This is a genomic window from Acidovorax sp. GW823-FHT05D11, assembly GCF_058795695.1.
Genome location: NZ_CM179502.1, coordinates 1,839,576 through 1,854,993, shown reverse-complemented (window position 1 = coordinate 1,854,993; position 15,418 = coordinate 1,839,576). Strand labels below are relative to the sequence as shown.

The window sequence follows — 15,418 nt, the reverse complement described above, 5'->3', positions numbered from 1 at the left end:
GAGGACACCATGCAACGCAGACACCTTCTTCAGGCCCTGGGCGCCAGCGCGCTCGGCGTCGCCAGTGCAAGCGTTCTGGCCGCCCCGCGCGCGCAGGACGTGCGCTTTCTGCTCGTGTTCCTGCGCGGCGGCTACGACTGCGCCAGCCTGCTCGTGCCCACGGCCAGCAGCTACTACTACGAGACGCGGCCGAACATCGCCATCGCCCGCCCCGGGCAGGACGGCGGCGCGCTGGCGCTCACGCCCGACTGGGGACTGCACCCCGCGCTCGCGGATTCCATGCTGCCGCTGTACCAGAAAAGCCAGCTGGCCTTCGTACCCTTCGCGGGCACCGACGACCTCTCGCGCAGCCACTTCGACACCCAGGACAGCATGGAACTGGGCCAGCCCGTGGGCGGGCGGCGCGACTACCGCTCGGGCTTTCTGAACCGGCTGGTGGCCGAACTCGCCGCTCCGGCGGCCGGCGCAGCAGCCACGCCGCAGCCCATGGCCTTCACCAGCACCCTGCCCCTGGTGCTGCGCGGCGCGGTGGACGTGCCCAACACCCTGCTGAGCGCGGTCGCGGGCCGCAGCGGCGTGGACGCGCGGCAGGCCCAGCTCATCGAATCCATGTACCGGGGCACCCCGCTGGCCACGCCCGTGGCCGAGGGTTTTGCCACGCGCGAGGAAGTGGCCCGCACCATGCAGGGCGAGATGGAGGCCGCCAGCCGCAACGCGCTCAGCACCAAGGGCTTCGAGGGCACGGCCCGGCGCATGGCGCGGCTGATGCAGACGCGCTACCAGCTGGGTTTTGTGGACGTAGGCGGCTGGGACACCCATGTGGCCCAGGGCGCGGCCACGGGCGCGCTGGCCAACCGCTTCGAGGAGCTGGGCCGGGGCCTGGCCGGCTTTGCCGACGAAATGGGCCCCGCATGGAAATCCACCGTGGTCGTGGTGGTGAGCGAGTTCGGCCGCACCTTCCGAGAAAACGGCAACCGGGGCACGGACCACGGCCACGGCACCGTGTTCTGGGTGCTGGGCGGCGGCGTGAATGGCGGGCGCATCGCGGGCGAGCAGCAGGCCCTGAGCGCCACCACGCTGTTCCAGAACCGCGACTACCCGGTGCTCAACGACTACCGCAGCGTGCTCGGTGGGCTGTTCGCGCGGATGTACGGGCTGAACGCCGCCGCCGTGGCACGGGTGTTTCCGGGGGCAAAGGCGGCCGACTTGCGGCTGGCGTAGCCTCGGGGGTCAATGGCACTGGCCCGACGATGCCCCAGAGCTGCGCAGGGCGTTTGCGCACGCCCGCCCTGGGCCGGGAGAGATCCGTGCAAGGGCCGCCCCGCCGCACTGGCTGCGTTTCCCTTCCCGCATCGCGGAGCATTCGAGAGAAGGGGGAAGGCGCGAAGCGACCCAGCTGCGTTTGCCCCTGCCTCAGGCGTTGAAGGTGCCCGTCAGCAGCTCGGGCAGGCGCTCCACCTTCATCTTGAAACCGCAGGCCTGCGCATGGCCGCCCCCGCCCATGCTCTCGGCCAGCGCGATGCAGTCGAAATTGCGCTGCGCGCGCAGCCCGGCCTTCACGCCCTTGGCGCCCGCGCTCCACATCAGCGCGAAGGTCCCCGTCTTCGCCGACAGCATGTCGCCCACCAGGCTGTGGAACATGCCGGGGGCGTTCACCATCAGGCCCTCGATGCCGTTGAAGACCAGCGGCTGCGCGCCCTCGGCGATGTCGGCCGCGAGCTTGCGGTACTTTTCATCCATGGCCGCGCCCCGCGCCATGAACAGCGTGAGCTCTTGCGGCGTGAAGGATGCGATCTCGCGCCAGCGCTCGAAGGTCTGCGCCTCCATGTCGAGCGCCGACAGGAAGCCCGCGCTCTCGGCGAACTCCCACTTCCAGATGTCGCGGTCTTCCACGTACTGCAGCAGCGCCGGGACGGGTTCGTGCGGGTGGAAGAACTCCCACGCCAGGCGCGCGCCCGACTTGCCCATGTCGAAATGCACCACGCCGCAGCGGCAGGCAAAGCCCGTGAGCTTCTCGGCCGCGCTCTTGTGGTGGTCCAGCATCACCAGCTTGGCCGCGCGCTCGTCGATGGCGCGCAGCACCTCGGCCGAGAAGGAGAAATCAAGGATGTAGACCGCGCGGCCCGCGACGGGTGGCAGGTCGTCCACGGTGTTGACATCGCCATGGTCCAGCCCCACGTACTCGGCGCTGTCGCCGTAGTAGAGCCAGGCGGCCAGCGCGGCGCCAAAGCCGTCGGGGCAATAGCGCCCGTGGTACAGGACCAGGGGCGAGGGATCATTCTTGGCGGGGGCAACCAGCAGTTGCAGGGGGAGTATGGTTTTCTTCGTCATGGCCCCCAATTGTCGCCGGGGTGGTGGCGGGGGGCGAGCACTGTATCGCCACGGCGGCCGTCCGCCCGGCCGCACCAGGGCGGGGGAACCAAGACCGCCCGTGCGACCTCCATCCATCCATGCCTGCATGCCCCGGCCCCATCGAAAGCACCCTCCATGTTCCAGACACTCAAAGACCTGCTCGACAGCCTGATGCAACCCCCGGCAACCCCTTCCGCCCAGGAGCAGGCCCACGCCGTGCAACTGGCCGCTGCCGTGCTGCTGGTGGAGGTGGTGCGGTTCGACGCGGCCATGGATGCGGCCGAACGCACGGCCATGGTCACCGCCCTGCGCGGCAAGTTCGCGCTGGCCGACGATGAACTGGATCGCCTGCTGGAGCTGGCCGTCGACACCTCCCGCAGCGCCTACGACTACCAACGCTTCACGGGCAGCCTGAACGATCACTTCACACAGCCGCAGAAGGTGCAGCTGGTCGAGGCCATGTGGCAGGTGGCGTACGCCGACGCGCGCCTGGACGAGAACGAGATGCACACCATCAGCAAGGTGGCCGGCCTGCTGCATGTCACGCACGGCGAATACATCGCCGCCAAGATGCGGGCCAAGGAGTCTGCACGCCTTGCCTGAAGACCTTGGAGGGCCGCCAGCGGCGGGCAGACAGTCCTGGCATCCGGACACGGCCGCCGCACGCGGATCGGCGGGCCCCTTTGCCGCCGCCGGCGGCTGACCGGTGCCGCTAGACGGGCAGCCAGCGCCACCAGAACGGCTTGCGCTCTTCCTTGCCGCCCCCGGCCCGCAGCAGCGGCACGAACTCGGTGCGCCCGTGGCGGAGCGCGGCCTCCAGCGGCGTCATGTCGTCGAAGTCGGACCTCAGCCCGGCGTCGGCGCCGTGGGCCAGCAGGTAGCGCGTGATCTCGGCATGCCCGTGGATCAGGCTGGCCACCAGGGGCGTGCACAGGATCTCGGGGTGCTGGTAGTTGGGGTTCACGCCCGCACCGATGTGGTAGCGCACCAGCGCCAGATCGCCGGCCACGGCGGCGGCGTACATGTCCTTCCAGTCTCCAGCCGACATACCACTGCATCCTTTGCATGAACGGGATCGGCGCAGTGTAGAGCGCGCGGCGTGCTGCACAATGCGCGCCTTCCCTACCCGGCCTGCGGCACAGGCCACTTTTCTTTCCATGCACCCTCCCCTGCACATCCTCTGGCGCGACGAGCACCTGGTGGCCGTCTACAAGCCGGCCGGCTGGCTGGTGCACCGCACGGGGCTCGATGCCGGCGAAACGCGCTTCGTGATGCAGGTGCTGCGCGACCAGCTGGGCCAGCATGTGTTCCCCGTGCACCGGCTCGACAAGGGCACCTGCGGCGTGCTGGTGATGGCGCTGCACAGCGATGCGGCGCGCGCGCTGTCGCAGGCTTTCGAGCAGCAGGCCACGCACAAGCGCTACCTGGCCATGGTGCGCGGCTGGGCGCCCGAGGCCGTCGCGGTGGACCACGCGCTCCGGCCCGACGACGCGCCGGCCGATACGGCCGTGCAGGAGGCGCACACGCGCTTTCGGCGCCTGGCGCGGCTCACGCTGCCCGAGGCCAGCGACCCCCGCTTCGCCGCCACGCGCGCCTCGCTGGTCGAGGCCGTGCCCACCACGGGCCGGCGCCACCAGATCCGCCGCCACCTCAAGCACCTGGCCCATCCGATCATCGGCGACGCCACGCACGGCAAGGGCCCGCTCAACCGCTGGTGGGCCGAGCGGCTGGGCCAGCAGCGGCTGTGGCTGCACGCCTGGCAGCTCACGGTGCCGCACCCGGCAACGGGCCTGGCCATGACGTTCGAAAGCGGGCTGCCATGGCCCGTGGCCCCGCAGGGCGGCGCGGGCCCCGCGCCGGGTACCGGGGACGGCGCGCAGGCCACGGGCCCCACGGCAGACTGGCAGCGCCTGCTGGCGCGGTTGCCGTGGCAGGACTGAGGGACCCGCCTACCCCGCCTTGGCGCCGAGCGCCTGCATGCGCGCCGTCCACTTGGCCACGCCGTCCTCGCCCAACTGCTCCACGCTGCCCACCAGCGTTTCATGCACCGGCGCAATGCCCACGAAACCCAGGATGTTGCGCTCCAGCGACTTCACGCTGTGCGCGCGGAAATACCACCGGTAGACCATCGCGGGCATGCCCATGGTCACCACCACCCGCGCGCTGCGGCCCGTGAGCCCCTTGCGGCCGAACGGGTTGCTGCCCTCGGTGGTGAACGCGAAGCCGGGCCGCGCCACCTGCTCCAGAAAACCCTTGAGCAGGGCCGGCATGTCGCCCAGCCACAGCGGAAAGAACAGCACGATGTGCCGAGCCCAGCTGATGGCGTCCTGGGCGGGCCTGAGCCTGGCGGGCAGCAGGCCCAGCTCCCACTCATGCTGGCTGCGCAGCAGCGCGAAGTCAATGGCGGCCACGTCGATCTGCCGCACCTCGTGGCCAGCGCCAGTGGCCCCCCGGGCATAGGCCTGCGCCAACGCATGGCACAGGTGCGGCGCGCTCGCGTCGGGATGTCCCTGGATCAGAACAATGCGCTGCGGGGTCATGGCGAACTCCTCACTGGGCCGCGCCTGCCCCGTGGCGGCGGCCCGGGCAAACGGTGGCGTGGGGGGCCCGGAGCAAATCGTGACACGCGCCACCCTTGCGTGCAAGCGGCCCGTGGCACAGGGACGGCGCCGGTTCCGGGCGGGGGTCCAAGGTCCGTTCATCGCCACGCAATTTACTACGATTTTCATAGCTATTGGCGCTTTTCCATCAAGCGCTTCATGGCATTTTCATCCTCATTTCAGTGGCCGCCACCATGGCGTGGCAAGGCGTCGCGTCGGCAGCGTCCTACCCCCGGGCCCGCCCGCCGCCGGTAGGCACGGCCTGGCGCGGGCGGCACAGTCGTGAACCAGCACCATCGCTGCCGCACCACCTGCCTGCCCACCATGCCAACACTCCGCACCTCCAGCCACCGCCGCGCGGCGGCAAGCGCCCGTCCCGCCACCGGCCACCGGGGCACGCCCCATGGCTGACCTCTGGCAGGAGATCGCCGCCGCCGTGGCGTCCGAGTTTTCGGACGTCTCAGACGCCGCGCAGGCCACGCGCATCGTCGTGCGGCTGACGGTGGCCGCGGTGCTGGGCGGGCTGCTTGGATGGGAGCGCGAGCACGCGGGCAAGGCCGCCGGCGTGCGCACCCACATGCTGGTGGCCATGGGCGCCGCGCTCTTCGTGCTGGTCGCGCAGCAGGCCGGCATCGCGCCCGCGGACAACAGCCGGGTGCTGCAGGGCATCATCGCGGGCGTGGGCTTCCTGGGCGCGGGCACCATCCTCAAGGGCGACGCCGAAAACCAGGTCAGGGGCCTGACCACCGCCGCCGGCATCTGGCTCACGGCCGCCATCGGGGTCGCGGCGGGCCTGGGGCGGGAGACCACGGCCGTGCTCAGCACGCTGCTGGCGCTGCTGGTGCTGTGGGCCGTGCCGCTGGTGCACGACCGCATGGCGCGCGCCAGCACCCGGCCGCAGCACAAGCCGGACTGAGCGGGCGCAGCCCGGGCCAGCCATTTCCGGCACCGCGCGTGCGCTACACTTTTTGGCCCTCAGCCACCTGGGCCCGCGGCGCCACCAGCATGCCGCCGGCATCGCACATGCACACCCCACCCGCGCAGCCTTTTCCCCCGCCCTGCCGCAGCCCGGCGCCCGCACCTCGCGCGCGCCGCTCCCACCTGGCGGCCCGCCCATGACGCAGGCCGGCAACCCCCGCGCGCCCACGGCGGCGCACACGGCGGCCACGGGCAACCTGCGCGGCATCGTCGCCATGGTGGCGGCCGTAGGCTTTTTCTCCCTGATGGACGCACTGCTCAAGACCCTGTCGGCCAGCTACCCGGCCATGCAGGTGGCGGCGCTGCGCGGCTGGGCGGCGCTGCCGCTGGTGGCGCTGTATGTGCTGTGGCGCGGCGAGGCGGGCCGCCTGCTCCAGGTGCGCTGGCCCCTGCACCTGCTGCGCGGCGTGCTCAACGTGACCATGCTGGGCCTGTTCACCTATGCGCTCAAGGAACTGGGCCTGGCCGAGGCCTACACGCTGTTTTTCATCGCACCGCTGCTGATCACGGCGCTGTCGACCGTGGTGCTGCGCGAGAAGGTGCGCGCCGCGCACTGGGTGGCGATCGCGCTGGGCATGGTGGGCGTCGTCGTGGCCCTGCGGCCGAGCCAGGAGGCCTTCTTCACCCTGGGCGCGCTGGCCGTGCTGGGGGCGGCGTGCGGGTACGCCGTGTCGGCCATCACGGGCCGCGTGCTCAGCCGCACGGACTCCAGCGCCAGCCTGGTGTTCTGGACCACGGCCTTCCTGGCGCTGGGCGCGGGGGCCCTGGCCTGGCCCCGCTGGGTGGGTGTGGCGCAAGCGCACTGGCCGCTGGTGGCGGGCCTGGCGGTCACGGGCTTCCTGGGCCAGCTGGCGATCACCGAGGCATTCCGGCACGGGCAGGCAGCGGTGGTGGCGCCGTTTGAATACACGGCGCTGGCCTGGGGCATGGGCCTGGACTGGGTGCTGTGGCAGACCGTGCCGGGCTATTCCACGCTGCTGGGCGGCGCCATCATCATCGGCAGCGGGCTGTACCTGGTGCGGCAGGAACGCACGCAGGCCGTGCTGCCGCCCTGACGCCGGGCACGAGGGGTCCGGGATGGGGGGATCTGGGCCACGGCCCGCGCCGATGCACGGCATGGTCTTACAGCGCGGCGGCGCGCTTGGCGGTCCAATGAAGCGACCAGTATTGCGGCGGCACCCCGCCAAAGGAGATCGCATGACACAGCACGCCACCATCGCAGGCCACGTTACCTACACCCCGGGTGACGGCGCACCGCTCACCATACCCAAGGGCCCCGTGGAAATCGAGCCCGCCAAGGACAGCACCACCCTGAGCTGGACGGCCGACAATGACGCCGTGGGTTCGGCCGCCATTCCCCGCGACCAGTTCAACCAGTACGTGCGGGATGGCAAGATCCGCCTGGACAAGGAAACAGGCAAGTAAGCAAGCCATCGACTGCAAGGCACCCTCCCTGCCAGGCCTGCGGCGAACATGCGCGCATTGCAGCCATAGCATCCCAGGCACCACGCTCCGGCGCCTGCTGCCCATTCCATCCAGAGAACGCCCCATGCAAGCTGAAGACGTCCTTCATTTCTGGTTCGAAGAACTCACGCCCGCGCAACACTTCGCCCAGGAAGATGCACTGGACGCCACCATCCGCGAACGCTTCGGCGCCACCTGGGAGGCCGCGCGCCTTTGCGAGCTGTGGACGTGGCGCAGCACGGCGCGCGGGCGCCTGGCGGAAATCCTGGTGCTCGATCAGTTTTCCCGCAACATCCACCGCGGCTCGCCCCTGGCGTTCGCACAGGACGCGCAGGCGCTGGCTCTCGCCCAGGAACTGGTGGCCGGCCGGCATGACCGGGACCTGCCCACCGCCCAGCGCGCCTTTGCGTACATGCCCTACATGCACAGCGAGTCGAGCACCATCCACGCGCAGGCGATGGCGCTGTTCGACCAGCCCGGCCTGGAAGACAACCTGCGGTTCGAGCTGCGCCACCGCGACATCATCGCGCGCTTTGGCCGGTATCCGCACCGCAACGCCGTGCTGGGGCGCGGCTCCACCGCGCAGGAAACCGCTTTTCTCGCGCAGCCCGGCTCATCGTTCTGAGCTGGTGGGGGTGCCCGAAGACCCTCAGACCGCGAGAGGCCGCGTGAGGTACACCGCCTCGCGGCCCACGATAGGTTCGCGCGTGGGCATCAGCACCGTGCAGTCATCACAGAGCGCGCGGATCTCGTGCGGACCATCGATGGCGATGAGTTCGTCCTTCGCGAACACCTCGAACCCCTGCACCGGCCGTGTGAACCGGAAACCGGGCGTACGCACCATGCAGGTCTCCAGCAGCTCGTAACGGCGCTGGGGACCGGGCACGGGCCGTCCCGCAGCTGCCTCGATCAGGCCGAAGTGCGCCAGGAAATCCAGTGCCACCGCCGTCGCCATGTCGGCCGCCGACTGCAGGAAATGCTGGCCGCACTCCACCACCAGCGCCACCCCCTGGCTGTCGGCCAGCCCATGGCGGCCGTGCTGGATGAGCGGCGTCCCCGACCCCAGCCCGCTGGGCATGACCAGGTGCACGGGCGGGCGTCCCAGGGCCAGCGCCACGTCCGCGTTGCGCGGGTAGGCCGGGTACACCCAGAAGGGCTCCACGTCCTGGCTGGTCGAATGGATGTCGAGGATGTGGTCCGCCGCGGCCACCACGGGGCGCAGGGCGCGCGCGCGCAGCAGCTCGGGGCTCTCGTCCGTGCCGTCGAGCTCGCCGGCCGACCAGATGCGGTTGAGGTTGTGCACGAGCTGGCGGCTTTCGAAGGGGCGCGCCTGGTCGAACGACTCGTACGCCGCCACGTTCGCGAAGCTGATGGTCAGGGTGCCGATGCGCGGGCGCACGCCCGTGTCCAGCAGGTGCGTGGCGGCGACCATGCCGCAAATCTCGTTGCCGTGCGTGAGCGCATTGATGAGCACATGGGGGCCGGGCTGGCCAGATTCGAAACGGTGCACGTAGTCGATGCCCACGTTGCCCTGGCGGTAGGCGGACAGGTCGCGCGGCAGCACTTCGAAGGCGGGGGGATTCTGTGTCATGGCGGTCCATTGATAAGACAACACATGATTGTCCGCGCAAAGCAGGAACCGTGCAGGGCGCGGTGTACGATGCCCGCCGGACGCCCCCCTCCCGCACCGATGCACATGCCCCCCGCCCGACTCTGTACGCTGGCCGATGTGGCCGACCGTCTGCCCGCCGACAGCTGGATCGCCGGGCGCCTGGCGCGGGACCCGGCTGCCCTGGCCGCCGAAACCGTGCTCTGCATCGCGGGCGACGTGCAGCTGGCCGCGCTGCACCTGGATGCGCCCCTGGCCAGCGGCAGCCCGCTGCGGACGCTGCTGCAGGGTGGCGGCGCGCACCCGGCCCACCCTGCCCTCGCGGGCCAGCCCTTTCTGGTCCTGATCGAGGGGCGCCTGCAGATCGACGGCGCGCTCACCTGCGACGGCACCGGGGGCGCCGCCCACCTGGCCGTGCTGGGCGATGCGAGCCTGCGCAACGCCGTGGTGGGTGGCCAGCGGCTGCATGTGCAGGGCGCGCTGCGGGTGGCCGACCTGCTCTGGGGCGACGGCCGCCATGGCGGCCTCACCGTGCGGGGCGGCCTGCAGGCCCGGGTGGCGCTGTTCACGGATGCCTATCCCGTGGACATCACCGGGCCCGAGCAGGTGGAGTTCCTCATGGACGAGGTGCGCGGCATACCGCACCGGGCGGAGTTCTCCAGCGAGATCGCGGGCATCGTGTTCCCGCCCGTGTTCCATGACGGCACGGACGATGGCGAGAACGGCATCGGCTGCATGCTCGACCGGCCCCGCGTGGTGGCCGCCGTGCGCGCGGGCGAAAGCGCCACGCGCAGTAGCGACGACATCCATGCCGCCCTGCCCCTGGAGGCGGGCCTGTTCGCCGATGAAGCGGTCAGCGTGCGCAACATCCTCGCCGCAACACACACGCCGGTGATCGGCCCCAAGGAGCACACGGCCACGGGATGGTTCCGGCAGACCGATTTTTCGCTGTGCCAGCGGCATGTGGACGCGGAGGGCGACCAGCGCGATGACAACGTGTTCATCACCGTGTGGAAGACCTGGGACTTCTACCTGTCGGTGTCGCAGGTGCCCGAGCGCCAGGGGCTGCTGGCACGCCTGGCCGCCGCCGTCCTGGGCCGCAAGGTGCCGACCACCGCGCAGCCCACGCTGGTGTACCGCGCCTACCGCGAAGGCGAGCCCGGCGAGTGGCTGCCCCTGGCCCCCGACACCGCCCCCGAGGCTTGGCGGGCCTGCACGCAGGCCTGGCGCGGCGTGCTGGACTACCTGCGCAAGGCCGTGGGCCAGCACCGCGCCCGCTACCCGCTGCACCAGCGCCTGGTGGCCGCGCTGACCGCAGAACGCATCGAGGACTTCACCAGCCTGCCCGTGTTCACCGAGCGCTACAACGACTGGTGGGACAGCGACCGCAACGGCTGGTGGGAAGGCGACGTGTGGGTGGGCGCGCGCCAGCCCTGCATGCACGGCGGCGAGCCCTGGGGCCGCGCCTTCAAGCTCAGCTGGGAAAACGGCGAAGACGCCCCCGGCGACGAAGAAGACAACGCCCACAGCGCCTACCAGATCAATGTGGAGCCCGCGCTGGACGGGCCCGCCGTGGTGGAGTTCACCTACGCACAGCGCCAGAGCGATGCCCGCGCCCCCTTGCCCCGCAGCGCGGCCGACCACATCGCGCGGCTGCTGCGCTTCGCGGGCGGGGTGGAGACCCGTGTGCGCGCGCGCCACGAACAGGAACAGGCCCGCCAGGCCGAGGCCCAGCGCATCGCGGCGGCCGTGCACCTGCTGGCCGCGCCGCCGCTGGCGCCTGATGCCCCCGATGCGGCGGTCTTCCCCGCCGAGCTGATGGCCCTGTCCGGCCAGTGGCAGGCCGACGGACAAGGCTATGTGGCCGCCATCCGCGCCCACCAGCGCGCCCTGGATGCGGCCGAGGCGCAGACAGGCCACGGCGGCAACCCGGCAGACGGCGACCGTGACGGCGAAGGCGAAGGCGATACCGAGGAAGACAGCCACCTGCCCTCCGACCCGCGCAAGGCGGCTGCCGCCACGGTGCTGCAACTGGCCCGCGTGGTCCACACCCACGCCGACGAGGACCTGGCCGACCGCTTTCGCGAGCGTTTTGCGTTTGCCCCCGATGCTTTTGTGCGGCGCGCCGCCGATGCGGGCTGCTTCATCGGCCCGGTGTTCGCGCTGGAGGACGGCCGCGTGCTGGCGCGCATCGGCGCGCCCTACGACGATGCCGCCCATTGGGTGGAACTGCAGGGCGTGAGGCGCACCCCCTTGCCCGCGCTGCACGGCCTGGGCCGCTCGCCCAACCGGCGCTGCTTTGCCCGGAGCGACGGCCAGCACATCACCACCCACGACGGATTCGACGGCCCGGTGATCGCCCGGTTTGCACTGCCCCAGGGCAACGAAGGGCTGCCGCCCCAGGTGCCGGTGTCGGCAGGCCCGCCGGGCCAGCGCTGCGACGAGCTGATCCCCTTCAACGACGGCCAGCGCGTGCTGCTGCGCAACCCCACGGGCATCTACCTGCTGGCCAGCCAGGGCAGTCAGGGGAGCCCCGGCGTACAGCGCCTGCACCCCCAGACCTTCGACGAGGATGGCCCCTACACCTGGCCCAAGAACCAGCAGGAAGAATGGGTAGATGGCACAGAGGTCACGGTGCTGGCGCTCGACATGCTGCACATGGCCCTGTCGCCGGACGAGCGCCACATCGCGGTGGGCGACCAGGACAGCCAGCACATCCTGCTCGATGCACGGGGCAACGTGGTGGCCGAATACGAAACGCTGTCGTCCTACCCGCACCACGCCACCTTCTCGCACGATGGCACGCGCCTGTTCGCCAACTCGTGCCACCTGTACGGGGGCGGCACCCGCTCCGTCCCCCTCGGAGGGCCGCCGCAAGGGGCTGCGGGCGACGAAGACGCCCCGCCGCTGGACGAACGCTGCCGCGTGTACGCCTCGGCCACCCTGCCCGGCATCGTGGTGCTGGGCGATGCCGACGGCTACCTGCACGCCCTCGGGGACGACGGCCGCCCCCTGTGGCGCCACCACATCGGCAGCACCATCAGCGCCATGGAGGCGTCGCCCGACGGCAGCATGCTGTGGGCCGCCAGCTACGGCGGCTATCTGGTGCAACTGGAGCGCCTGGAGACAGGCATGGACCCCTACTCCATCGGCACCTCGCCGTATGCGGAGACGCGGCGGTGGATATTCTGGCGTGGCGAGGCGGCGCCGTTATGCTGGTAGCCGATGTGGCAATAGCATGCGAGGCGCCGGGGGCACCATGATGAATGCGTTTGGCTTTCTGCTTGGGTACCTGGCTGCAACGCTGCTGCTGGCCGTTCTGGTCGTCGCGGGCCTCCTTGCCGCCGCGGCGGTGCTTCCGCGCGGCCATGCGGTCGCCGATCAATTGCGAGAGTTCGCCAGCCGAGTTCCTGGTCTTGCTGTCCGCAGCGTCCTGCTGCTCGACGGACTCCTCTTTGTGGCCGGGGTGGTGCTTCTCGCCGTCCTGACCTTCGTCCATTCTTGACCCCATCCTGGGACGACAGGGTGCTCAACCTCGGAGTTGACCGGCCTGTCAGGCCGTACCGCCGCTGCTCCAATCCCGCTTCAGAAGCGAGTGCAGCATCAGGTCATGATGCGACCCCGCCCAATACCCAACCTCTCTGAGGCGCCCTTCCTCCACAAAGCCAAGCCTTCCGAGCACGGCCAAGGAGGCTCGATTGTCGGGATGCACCTGTGCTTCTACACGGTTCAACTCCATCTCTCCGAATCCCCAAGCGAGAACCGAAGCCAATGCCTCTTTCATGTAGCCGCGTCCCTGGTGCAGCGGAGAGATTTCATAGCCCACCACGCACATTCGCCAGTTTCGGTTCCAGCGGAACAGGCCGCAAGTTCCAATCAGGCCGGGGACGCTTCTTAGCTGTATGCCCCAGCGGGTGCCGGACGCAGGTTCCTCACGCCATTTCGCAAACGTCTGGATCAGACTTCTCGCCCCGTCGATGTCTGTCAAGGGATCCGATCCAAACCACTTCATGTGCTGGGCGTCGCCATGAATGCTCAAAAGATCTTCAGCATCAGTGTCAACGATCTCCCGCAAAAGGAGATTCTGAGTATCGAGCTCCGGGAAGTGGCTCATAGTGCGGTCTAACGTGATGTATCCCGCAAAACTTGCGGGCTAAACTGCACCTTGCGGAATATTCTGGACACTGATTCCTCCTCGAAGTGGCTTGCAGATGGGGCTTGCGGTCAGTGCGCTGTTCAAAAGCACAGATATCAAATTTCCGACAAGCCCGGCAGGCATCACCTCGGCAAACTATAGCTTGCCAGCAGGCAGGCGCCGGACACCTGGACAGCGCGGTTTGGGCCGCAAGCCAGCGGGCAGTGAATCAACGCCAGCTTTGGGGTGGTTTCGTCCAGCGGCGGCCTCGGGCCCCAACTCGGTCAGTCGCGAAACTTGCGGCTTGAAACGCTGACCGAGTTCCCGTCTGGATCTTTTGTGTTGGCGAATGCGTAGCCGTTTGCTTGATGGATGGCCCCAAAGACAACGCCCGTTGCCTTGGCGGCCGCGACGAACTTTTGCACATCAGTCACCGCAAATGACATCTTGATGGCGGCGGAGCCAAGCCTAAGACTTTTGGCGGCCTGATGGATCAGTATCTCGGCGCCGCCGGCAATCGGGCGAAGTTCGATAAGTCCCTCACTGATTTCGCCACTTGTCTCGTAGCCAAAGTTCTCACTGTAAAACCGGGCGCTGCGATGCATGTCCTTCGCATAGATGATTACGGTGCTAAGTGCGATGGTCATTGAGATCAGATGCCTTGTGGAGTGGGCGGGAGTGTATCGAGCGTCCGCTCCTGGCCCCATTCTGCCCTCGCACCCCATCCGCCTGCAGCAATCACCGCATGGCAGCCCCTTTTCCACCAACCTGCGGCAGCCACTGCCTTCGAGGCTTGTTGCTGACCACGGGCACAAGCGACGCCACCCGCTCACCACGCGCCGGCAGGCGCAGCAAATCACGCACCTGCGCTCAAAAATGCGGCCCGGGCCCTTCCTGCGCCAGCGTGTCGTGCGCATTGCGCAGCGGGCAGACCTTGAGCGACAGGCAGCCACAGCCAATGCAGCCGTCGAGCTGGTCGCGCAATGCCGTCAGCGTGCGGATGCGCTCGTCCAGGTCGTCGCGCCAGCGGGCCGACAGGCGGCGCCAGTCCGCCACCGTGGGGGTGCGCCCGGCGGGCAGGGCCTGCAAGGCATCGGCGATGGCGGCCAGGGGCACGCCCATGCGCTGCGCCACCTTGATCACCGCCACGCGGCGCAGCACGGAGCGCGGGTAGCGCCGCTGGTTGCCCGCATTGCGCACGCTGGCGATGAGCCCGCGCGACTCGTAGAAATGCAGCGCGGAGACGGCCAGGCCGCTGCGGCTGGCGACCTCGCCCACCGACAGCTCGGACTGTTCGTGCACCGGCACGTCGGGAACGGGGGCGCCCTGCACACCGGGGGCGAGGGGGACGATGGGGACGACGCGCTTGCCTGGCTTCACAACAACTCCTGCAGGGTTTTTCTCCACGGCATTTGACCTCAATTTAACTTGAGGTTTGATACTAGCCCATGAAACCGGAGAAGCCGCCGAGCCCACGGCGGCCGCCCTGGTTTCCCTGGCCATTCCACCTTTGGCTTCACTCCACCACCCACCTCTGGACTCCTGCACCATGCGCCCTGATTCCGCGACGACCCTGCGCCCCGCCACGGCCGCCTCCAAGCTCCGCTTCCTCAACCCGCCCGGCCTGTACGACCCGCGCGCCAACGGCTACACCCACGTGGTGGTGGCGCCTGCCCAGGCGCGCACCGTCTACGTGGCGGGCCAGGGCGGCGAAAACGCGGCGGGACAGCTTTCCGCCGACTTTGGCGAGCAGTTGCGGCAGGCGTTCACCAACCTGCGCATGGCACTGGTCGGGGCAGGGGCCAGCGTGCACGATGTGGCTAAGCTCACCGTGCTGGTCGTGGACCACACCGAACAGCGGCTGGCCCTGTTCAGCCAGGCGGTGCGCAGCCTGTGGCCCGACGGGGCGGCACCCGCCTGCACCCTGATCCCCGTGCCCCGGCTGGCGCTTGACGGCATGCTCATAGAAATCGAGGCCACGGCCGCCGTGCCTGCATGAGCACCGCGAAGGTGGCCGCGAACGCACCCCGTTTGTGACGTACCATGCCGGCACGGTCCCATTCCGAGACCCTTACAGGAGGCCCCATGGCAAAAGGCGAACAACGCAGCAACAAGATGGCGAAGAAACCCAAGAAGGACACTTCGCTGCCCAAGGAAAGCGGCGGTTCTGACCGCCCCATGCCACCGGTGACCTCCGTCATTCCGCGTGGCAAGGAAAAGAACAAGTAACGCGGTGGCGCGCACGCGCCCACCACCCTCTTGCTATCATATCAATAGCTG

At 69.4% G+C, this 15,418-nt stretch carries 18 protein-coding genes; 11 read left to right on the top strand and 7 right to left on the bottom strand.

The features are described from left to right. Positions 1 to 9: 9 nt before the first annotated feature. The gene (locus tag AC3RCE_RS08440) at positions 10 to 1,221 is read left to right on the top strand and encodes a DUF1501 domain-containing protein (RefSeq protein WP_369641943.1); all 1,212 of its coding nucleotides are present in this window, start codon (positions 10 to 12) and stop codon (positions 1,219 to 1,221) included. A gap of 192 nt (positions 1,222 to 1,413) precedes the next feature. On the opposite strand, the gene AC3RCE_RS08435 is transcribed toward AC3RCE_RS08440, so the two are convergent. Continuing rightward, on the bottom strand, positions 1,414 to 2,331 hold the full coding sequence (locus AC3RCE_RS08435) for a DHH family phosphoesterase (RefSeq protein WP_218293980.1): 918 nt from the start codon (positions 2,329 to 2,331) through the stop codon (positions 1,414 to 1,416). A gap of 156 nt (positions 2,332 to 2,487) precedes the next feature. Here AC3RCE_RS08435 and AC3RCE_RS08430 point away from each other — a divergent pair, with 156 nt between their 5' ends. Beyond that, positions 2,488 to 2,955, top strand: coding sequence for a tellurite resistance TerB family protein (locus AC3RCE_RS08430; RefSeq protein WP_218340705.1), 468 nt, complete (start codon positions 2,488 to 2,490; stop codon positions 2,953 to 2,955). A 109-nt stretch (positions 2,956 to 3,064) separates the two neighbouring features. On the opposite strand, the gene AC3RCE_RS08425 is transcribed toward AC3RCE_RS08430, so the two are convergent. Then, positions 3,065 to 3,400 carry an ankyrin repeat domain-containing protein gene (locus tag AC3RCE_RS08425; RefSeq protein ID WP_492254917.1) on the bottom strand — a complete coding sequence of 112 codons (336 nt, stop codon included), beginning with the start codon at positions 3,398 to 3,400 and terminating at the stop codon, positions 3,065 to 3,067. Positions 3,401 to 3,509: 109 nt separating this feature from the next. Between AC3RCE_RS08425 and AC3RCE_RS08420 the strand changes: the two genes are divergently transcribed. After that, on the top strand, positions 3,510 to 4,292 hold the full coding sequence (locus tag AC3RCE_RS08420) for a pseudouridine synthase (protein ID WP_369641941.1): 783 nt from the start codon (positions 3,510 to 3,512) through the stop codon (positions 4,290 to 4,292). Between the two features lie 9 nt (positions 4,293 to 4,301). On the opposite strand, the gene AC3RCE_RS08415 is transcribed toward AC3RCE_RS08420, so the two are convergent. After that, complete coding sequence (locus AC3RCE_RS08415; RefSeq protein ID WP_492254916.1) at positions 4,302 to 4,892, bottom strand: NAD(P)H-dependent oxidoreductase; 591 nt, start codon at positions 4,890 to 4,892, stop codon at positions 4,302 to 4,304. A gap of 463 nt (positions 4,893 to 5,355) precedes the next feature. On the opposite strand from AC3RCE_RS08415, the gene AC3RCE_RS08410 reads away from it, so the two are divergent. The 4 genes from AC3RCE_RS08410 (at position 5,356) to AC3RCE_RS08395 (ending at position 8,019) form a co-directional block, all read left to right on the top strand. Continuing rightward, entirely contained in the window at positions 5,356 to 5,868 is a 513-nt protein-coding gene (locus tag AC3RCE_RS08410) for an MgtC/SapB family protein (protein ID WP_218293975.1), read from the top strand. Between the two features lie 199 nt (positions 5,869 to 6,067). Then, on the top strand, positions 6,068 to 6,985 hold the full coding sequence (locus AC3RCE_RS08405) for a DMT family transporter (protein ID WP_492254915.1): 918 nt from the start codon (positions 6,068 to 6,070) through the stop codon (positions 6,983 to 6,985). 142 nt (positions 6,986 to 7,127) lie between these two features. Further along, positions 7,128 to 7,355, top strand: a complete 228-nt coding sequence (locus AC3RCE_RS08400) for a hypothetical protein (protein WP_218293973.1) — start codon at positions 7,128 to 7,130, stop codon at positions 7,353 to 7,355. Between the two features lie 124 nt (positions 7,356 to 7,479). Then, a complete protein-coding gene (locus tag AC3RCE_RS08395) occupies positions 7,480 to 8,019 on the top strand; it encodes a DUF924 family protein (protein WP_218293972.1) in 540 nt (179 codons plus the stop codon). A 24-nt stretch (positions 8,020 to 8,043) separates the two neighbouring features. On the opposite strand, the gene AC3RCE_RS08390 is transcribed toward AC3RCE_RS08395, so the two are convergent. Next, a complete protein-coding gene (locus tag AC3RCE_RS08390; protein WP_492254914.1) occupies positions 8,044 to 8,985 on the bottom strand; it encodes a M14 family metallopeptidase in 942 nt (313 codons plus the stop codon). A 99-nt stretch (positions 8,986 to 9,084) separates the two neighbouring features. Between AC3RCE_RS08390 and AC3RCE_RS08385 the strand changes: the two genes are divergently transcribed. Then, positions 9,085 to 12,225 carry a WD40 repeat domain-containing protein gene (locus AC3RCE_RS08385; RefSeq protein ID WP_492254913.1) on the top strand — a complete coding sequence of 1,047 codons (3,141 nt, stop codon included), beginning with the start codon at positions 9,085 to 9,087 and terminating at the stop codon, positions 12,223 to 12,225. Between the two features lie 37 nt (positions 12,226 to 12,262). Then, the gene (locus AC3RCE_RS08380) at positions 12,263 to 12,508 is read left to right on the top strand and encodes a hypothetical protein (RefSeq protein ID WP_218340698.1); all 246 of its coding nucleotides are present in this window, start codon (positions 12,263 to 12,265) and stop codon (positions 12,506 to 12,508) included. A 48-nt stretch (positions 12,509 to 12,556) separates the two neighbouring features. Here AC3RCE_RS08380 and AC3RCE_RS08375 read toward each other — a convergent pair whose 3' ends face one another. The 3 genes from AC3RCE_RS08375 to soxR form a co-directional block, all read right to left on the bottom strand. Continuing rightward, positions 12,557 to 13,117, bottom strand: a complete 561-nt coding sequence (locus AC3RCE_RS08375) for a GNAT family N-acetyltransferase (RefSeq protein WP_492254912.1) — start codon at positions 13,115 to 13,117, stop codon at positions 12,557 to 12,559. Between the two features lie 305 nt (positions 13,118 to 13,422). Next, the gene (locus tag AC3RCE_RS08370) at positions 13,423 to 13,785 is read right to left on the bottom strand and encodes a VOC family protein (RefSeq protein ID WP_218293968.1); all 363 of its coding nucleotides are present in this window, start codon (positions 13,783 to 13,785) and stop codon (positions 13,423 to 13,425) included. 223 nt (positions 13,786 to 14,008) lie between these two features. Then, on the bottom strand, positions 14,009 to 14,470 hold the full coding sequence (gene soxR / locus AC3RCE_RS08365) for a redox-sensitive transcriptional activator SoxR (protein ID WP_369643871.1): 462 nt from the start codon (positions 14,468 to 14,470) through the stop codon (positions 14,009 to 14,011). A gap of 217 nt (positions 14,471 to 14,687) precedes the next feature. On the opposite strand from soxR, the gene AC3RCE_RS08360 reads away from it, so the two are divergent. Next, entirely contained in the window at positions 14,688 to 15,137 is a 450-nt protein-coding gene (locus AC3RCE_RS08360; protein ID WP_492254911.1) for a RidA family protein, read from the top strand. Positions 15,138 to 15,223: 86 nt separating this feature from the next. Further along, the gene (locus AC3RCE_RS08355) at positions 15,224 to 15,367 is read left to right on the top strand and encodes a hypothetical protein (protein WP_218293966.1); all 144 of its coding nucleotides are present in this window, start codon (positions 15,224 to 15,226) and stop codon (positions 15,365 to 15,367) included. Positions 15,368 to 15,418 lie beyond the last annotated feature (51 nt).

Excerpts from the sequence above, each read along its gene's own strand:
- AC3RCE_RS08440 (WP_369641943.1), top strand. The coding sequence starts at position 10 with ATGCAACGCAGACACCTTCTTCAGGCCCTGGGCGCCAGCGCGCTCGGC.
- AC3RCE_RS08435 (WP_218293980.1), bottom strand. The coding sequence starts at position 2,331 with ATGACGAAGAAAACCATACTCCCCCTGCAACTGCTGGTTGCCCCCGCC.
- AC3RCE_RS08430 (WP_218340705.1), top strand. The coding sequence starts at position 2,488 with ATGTTCCAGACACTCAAAGACCTGCTCGACAGCCTGATGCAACCCCCG.
- AC3RCE_RS08425 (WP_492254917.1), bottom strand. The coding sequence starts at position 3,400 with ATGTCGGCTGGAGACTGGAAGGACATGTACGCCGCCGCCGTGGCCGGC.
- AC3RCE_RS08420 (WP_369641941.1), top strand. The coding sequence starts at position 3,510 with ATGCACCCTCCCCTGCACATCCTCTGGCGCGACGAGCACCTGGTGGCC.
- AC3RCE_RS08415 (WP_492254916.1), bottom strand. The coding sequence starts at position 4,892 with ATGACCCCGCAGCGCATTGTTCTGATCCAGGGACATCCCGACGCGAGC.
- AC3RCE_RS08410 (WP_218293975.1), top strand. The coding sequence starts at position 5,356 with ATGGCTGACCTCTGGCAGGAGATCGCCGCCGCCGTGGCGTCCGAGTTT.
- AC3RCE_RS08405 (WP_492254915.1), top strand. The coding sequence starts at position 6,068 with ATGACGCAGGCCGGCAACCCCCGCGCGCCCACGGCGGCGCACACGGCG.
- AC3RCE_RS08400 (WP_218293973.1), top strand. The coding sequence starts at position 7,128 with ATGACACAGCACGCCACCATCGCAGGCCACGTTACCTACACCCCGGGT.
- AC3RCE_RS08395 (WP_218293972.1), top strand. The coding sequence starts at position 7,480 with ATGCAAGCTGAAGACGTCCTTCATTTCTGGTTCGAAGAACTCACGCCC.
- AC3RCE_RS08390 (WP_492254914.1), bottom strand. The coding sequence starts at position 8,985 with ATGACACAGAATCCCCCCGCCTTCGAAGTGCTGCCGCGCGACCTGTCC.
- AC3RCE_RS08385 (WP_492254913.1), top strand. The coding sequence starts at position 9,085 with ATGCACATGCCCCCCGCCCGACTCTGTACGCTGGCCGATGTGGCCGAC.
- AC3RCE_RS08380 (WP_218340698.1), top strand. The coding sequence starts at position 12,263 with ATGATGAATGCGTTTGGCTTTCTGCTTGGGTACCTGGCTGCAACGCTG.
- AC3RCE_RS08375 (WP_492254912.1), bottom strand. The coding sequence starts at position 13,117 with ATGAGCCACTTCCCGGAGCTCGATACTCAGAATCTCCTTTTGCGGGAG.
- AC3RCE_RS08370 (WP_218293968.1), bottom strand. The coding sequence starts at position 13,785 with ATGACCATCGCACTTAGCACCGTAATCATCTATGCGAAGGACATGCAT.
- AC3RCE_RS08360 (WP_492254911.1), top strand. The coding sequence starts at position 14,688 with ATGCGCCCTGATTCCGCGACGACCCTGCGCCCCGCCACGGCCGCCTCC.
- AC3RCE_RS08355 (WP_218293966.1), top strand. The coding sequence starts at position 15,224 with ATGGCAAAAGGCGAACAACGCAGCAACAAGATGGCGAAGAAACCCAAG.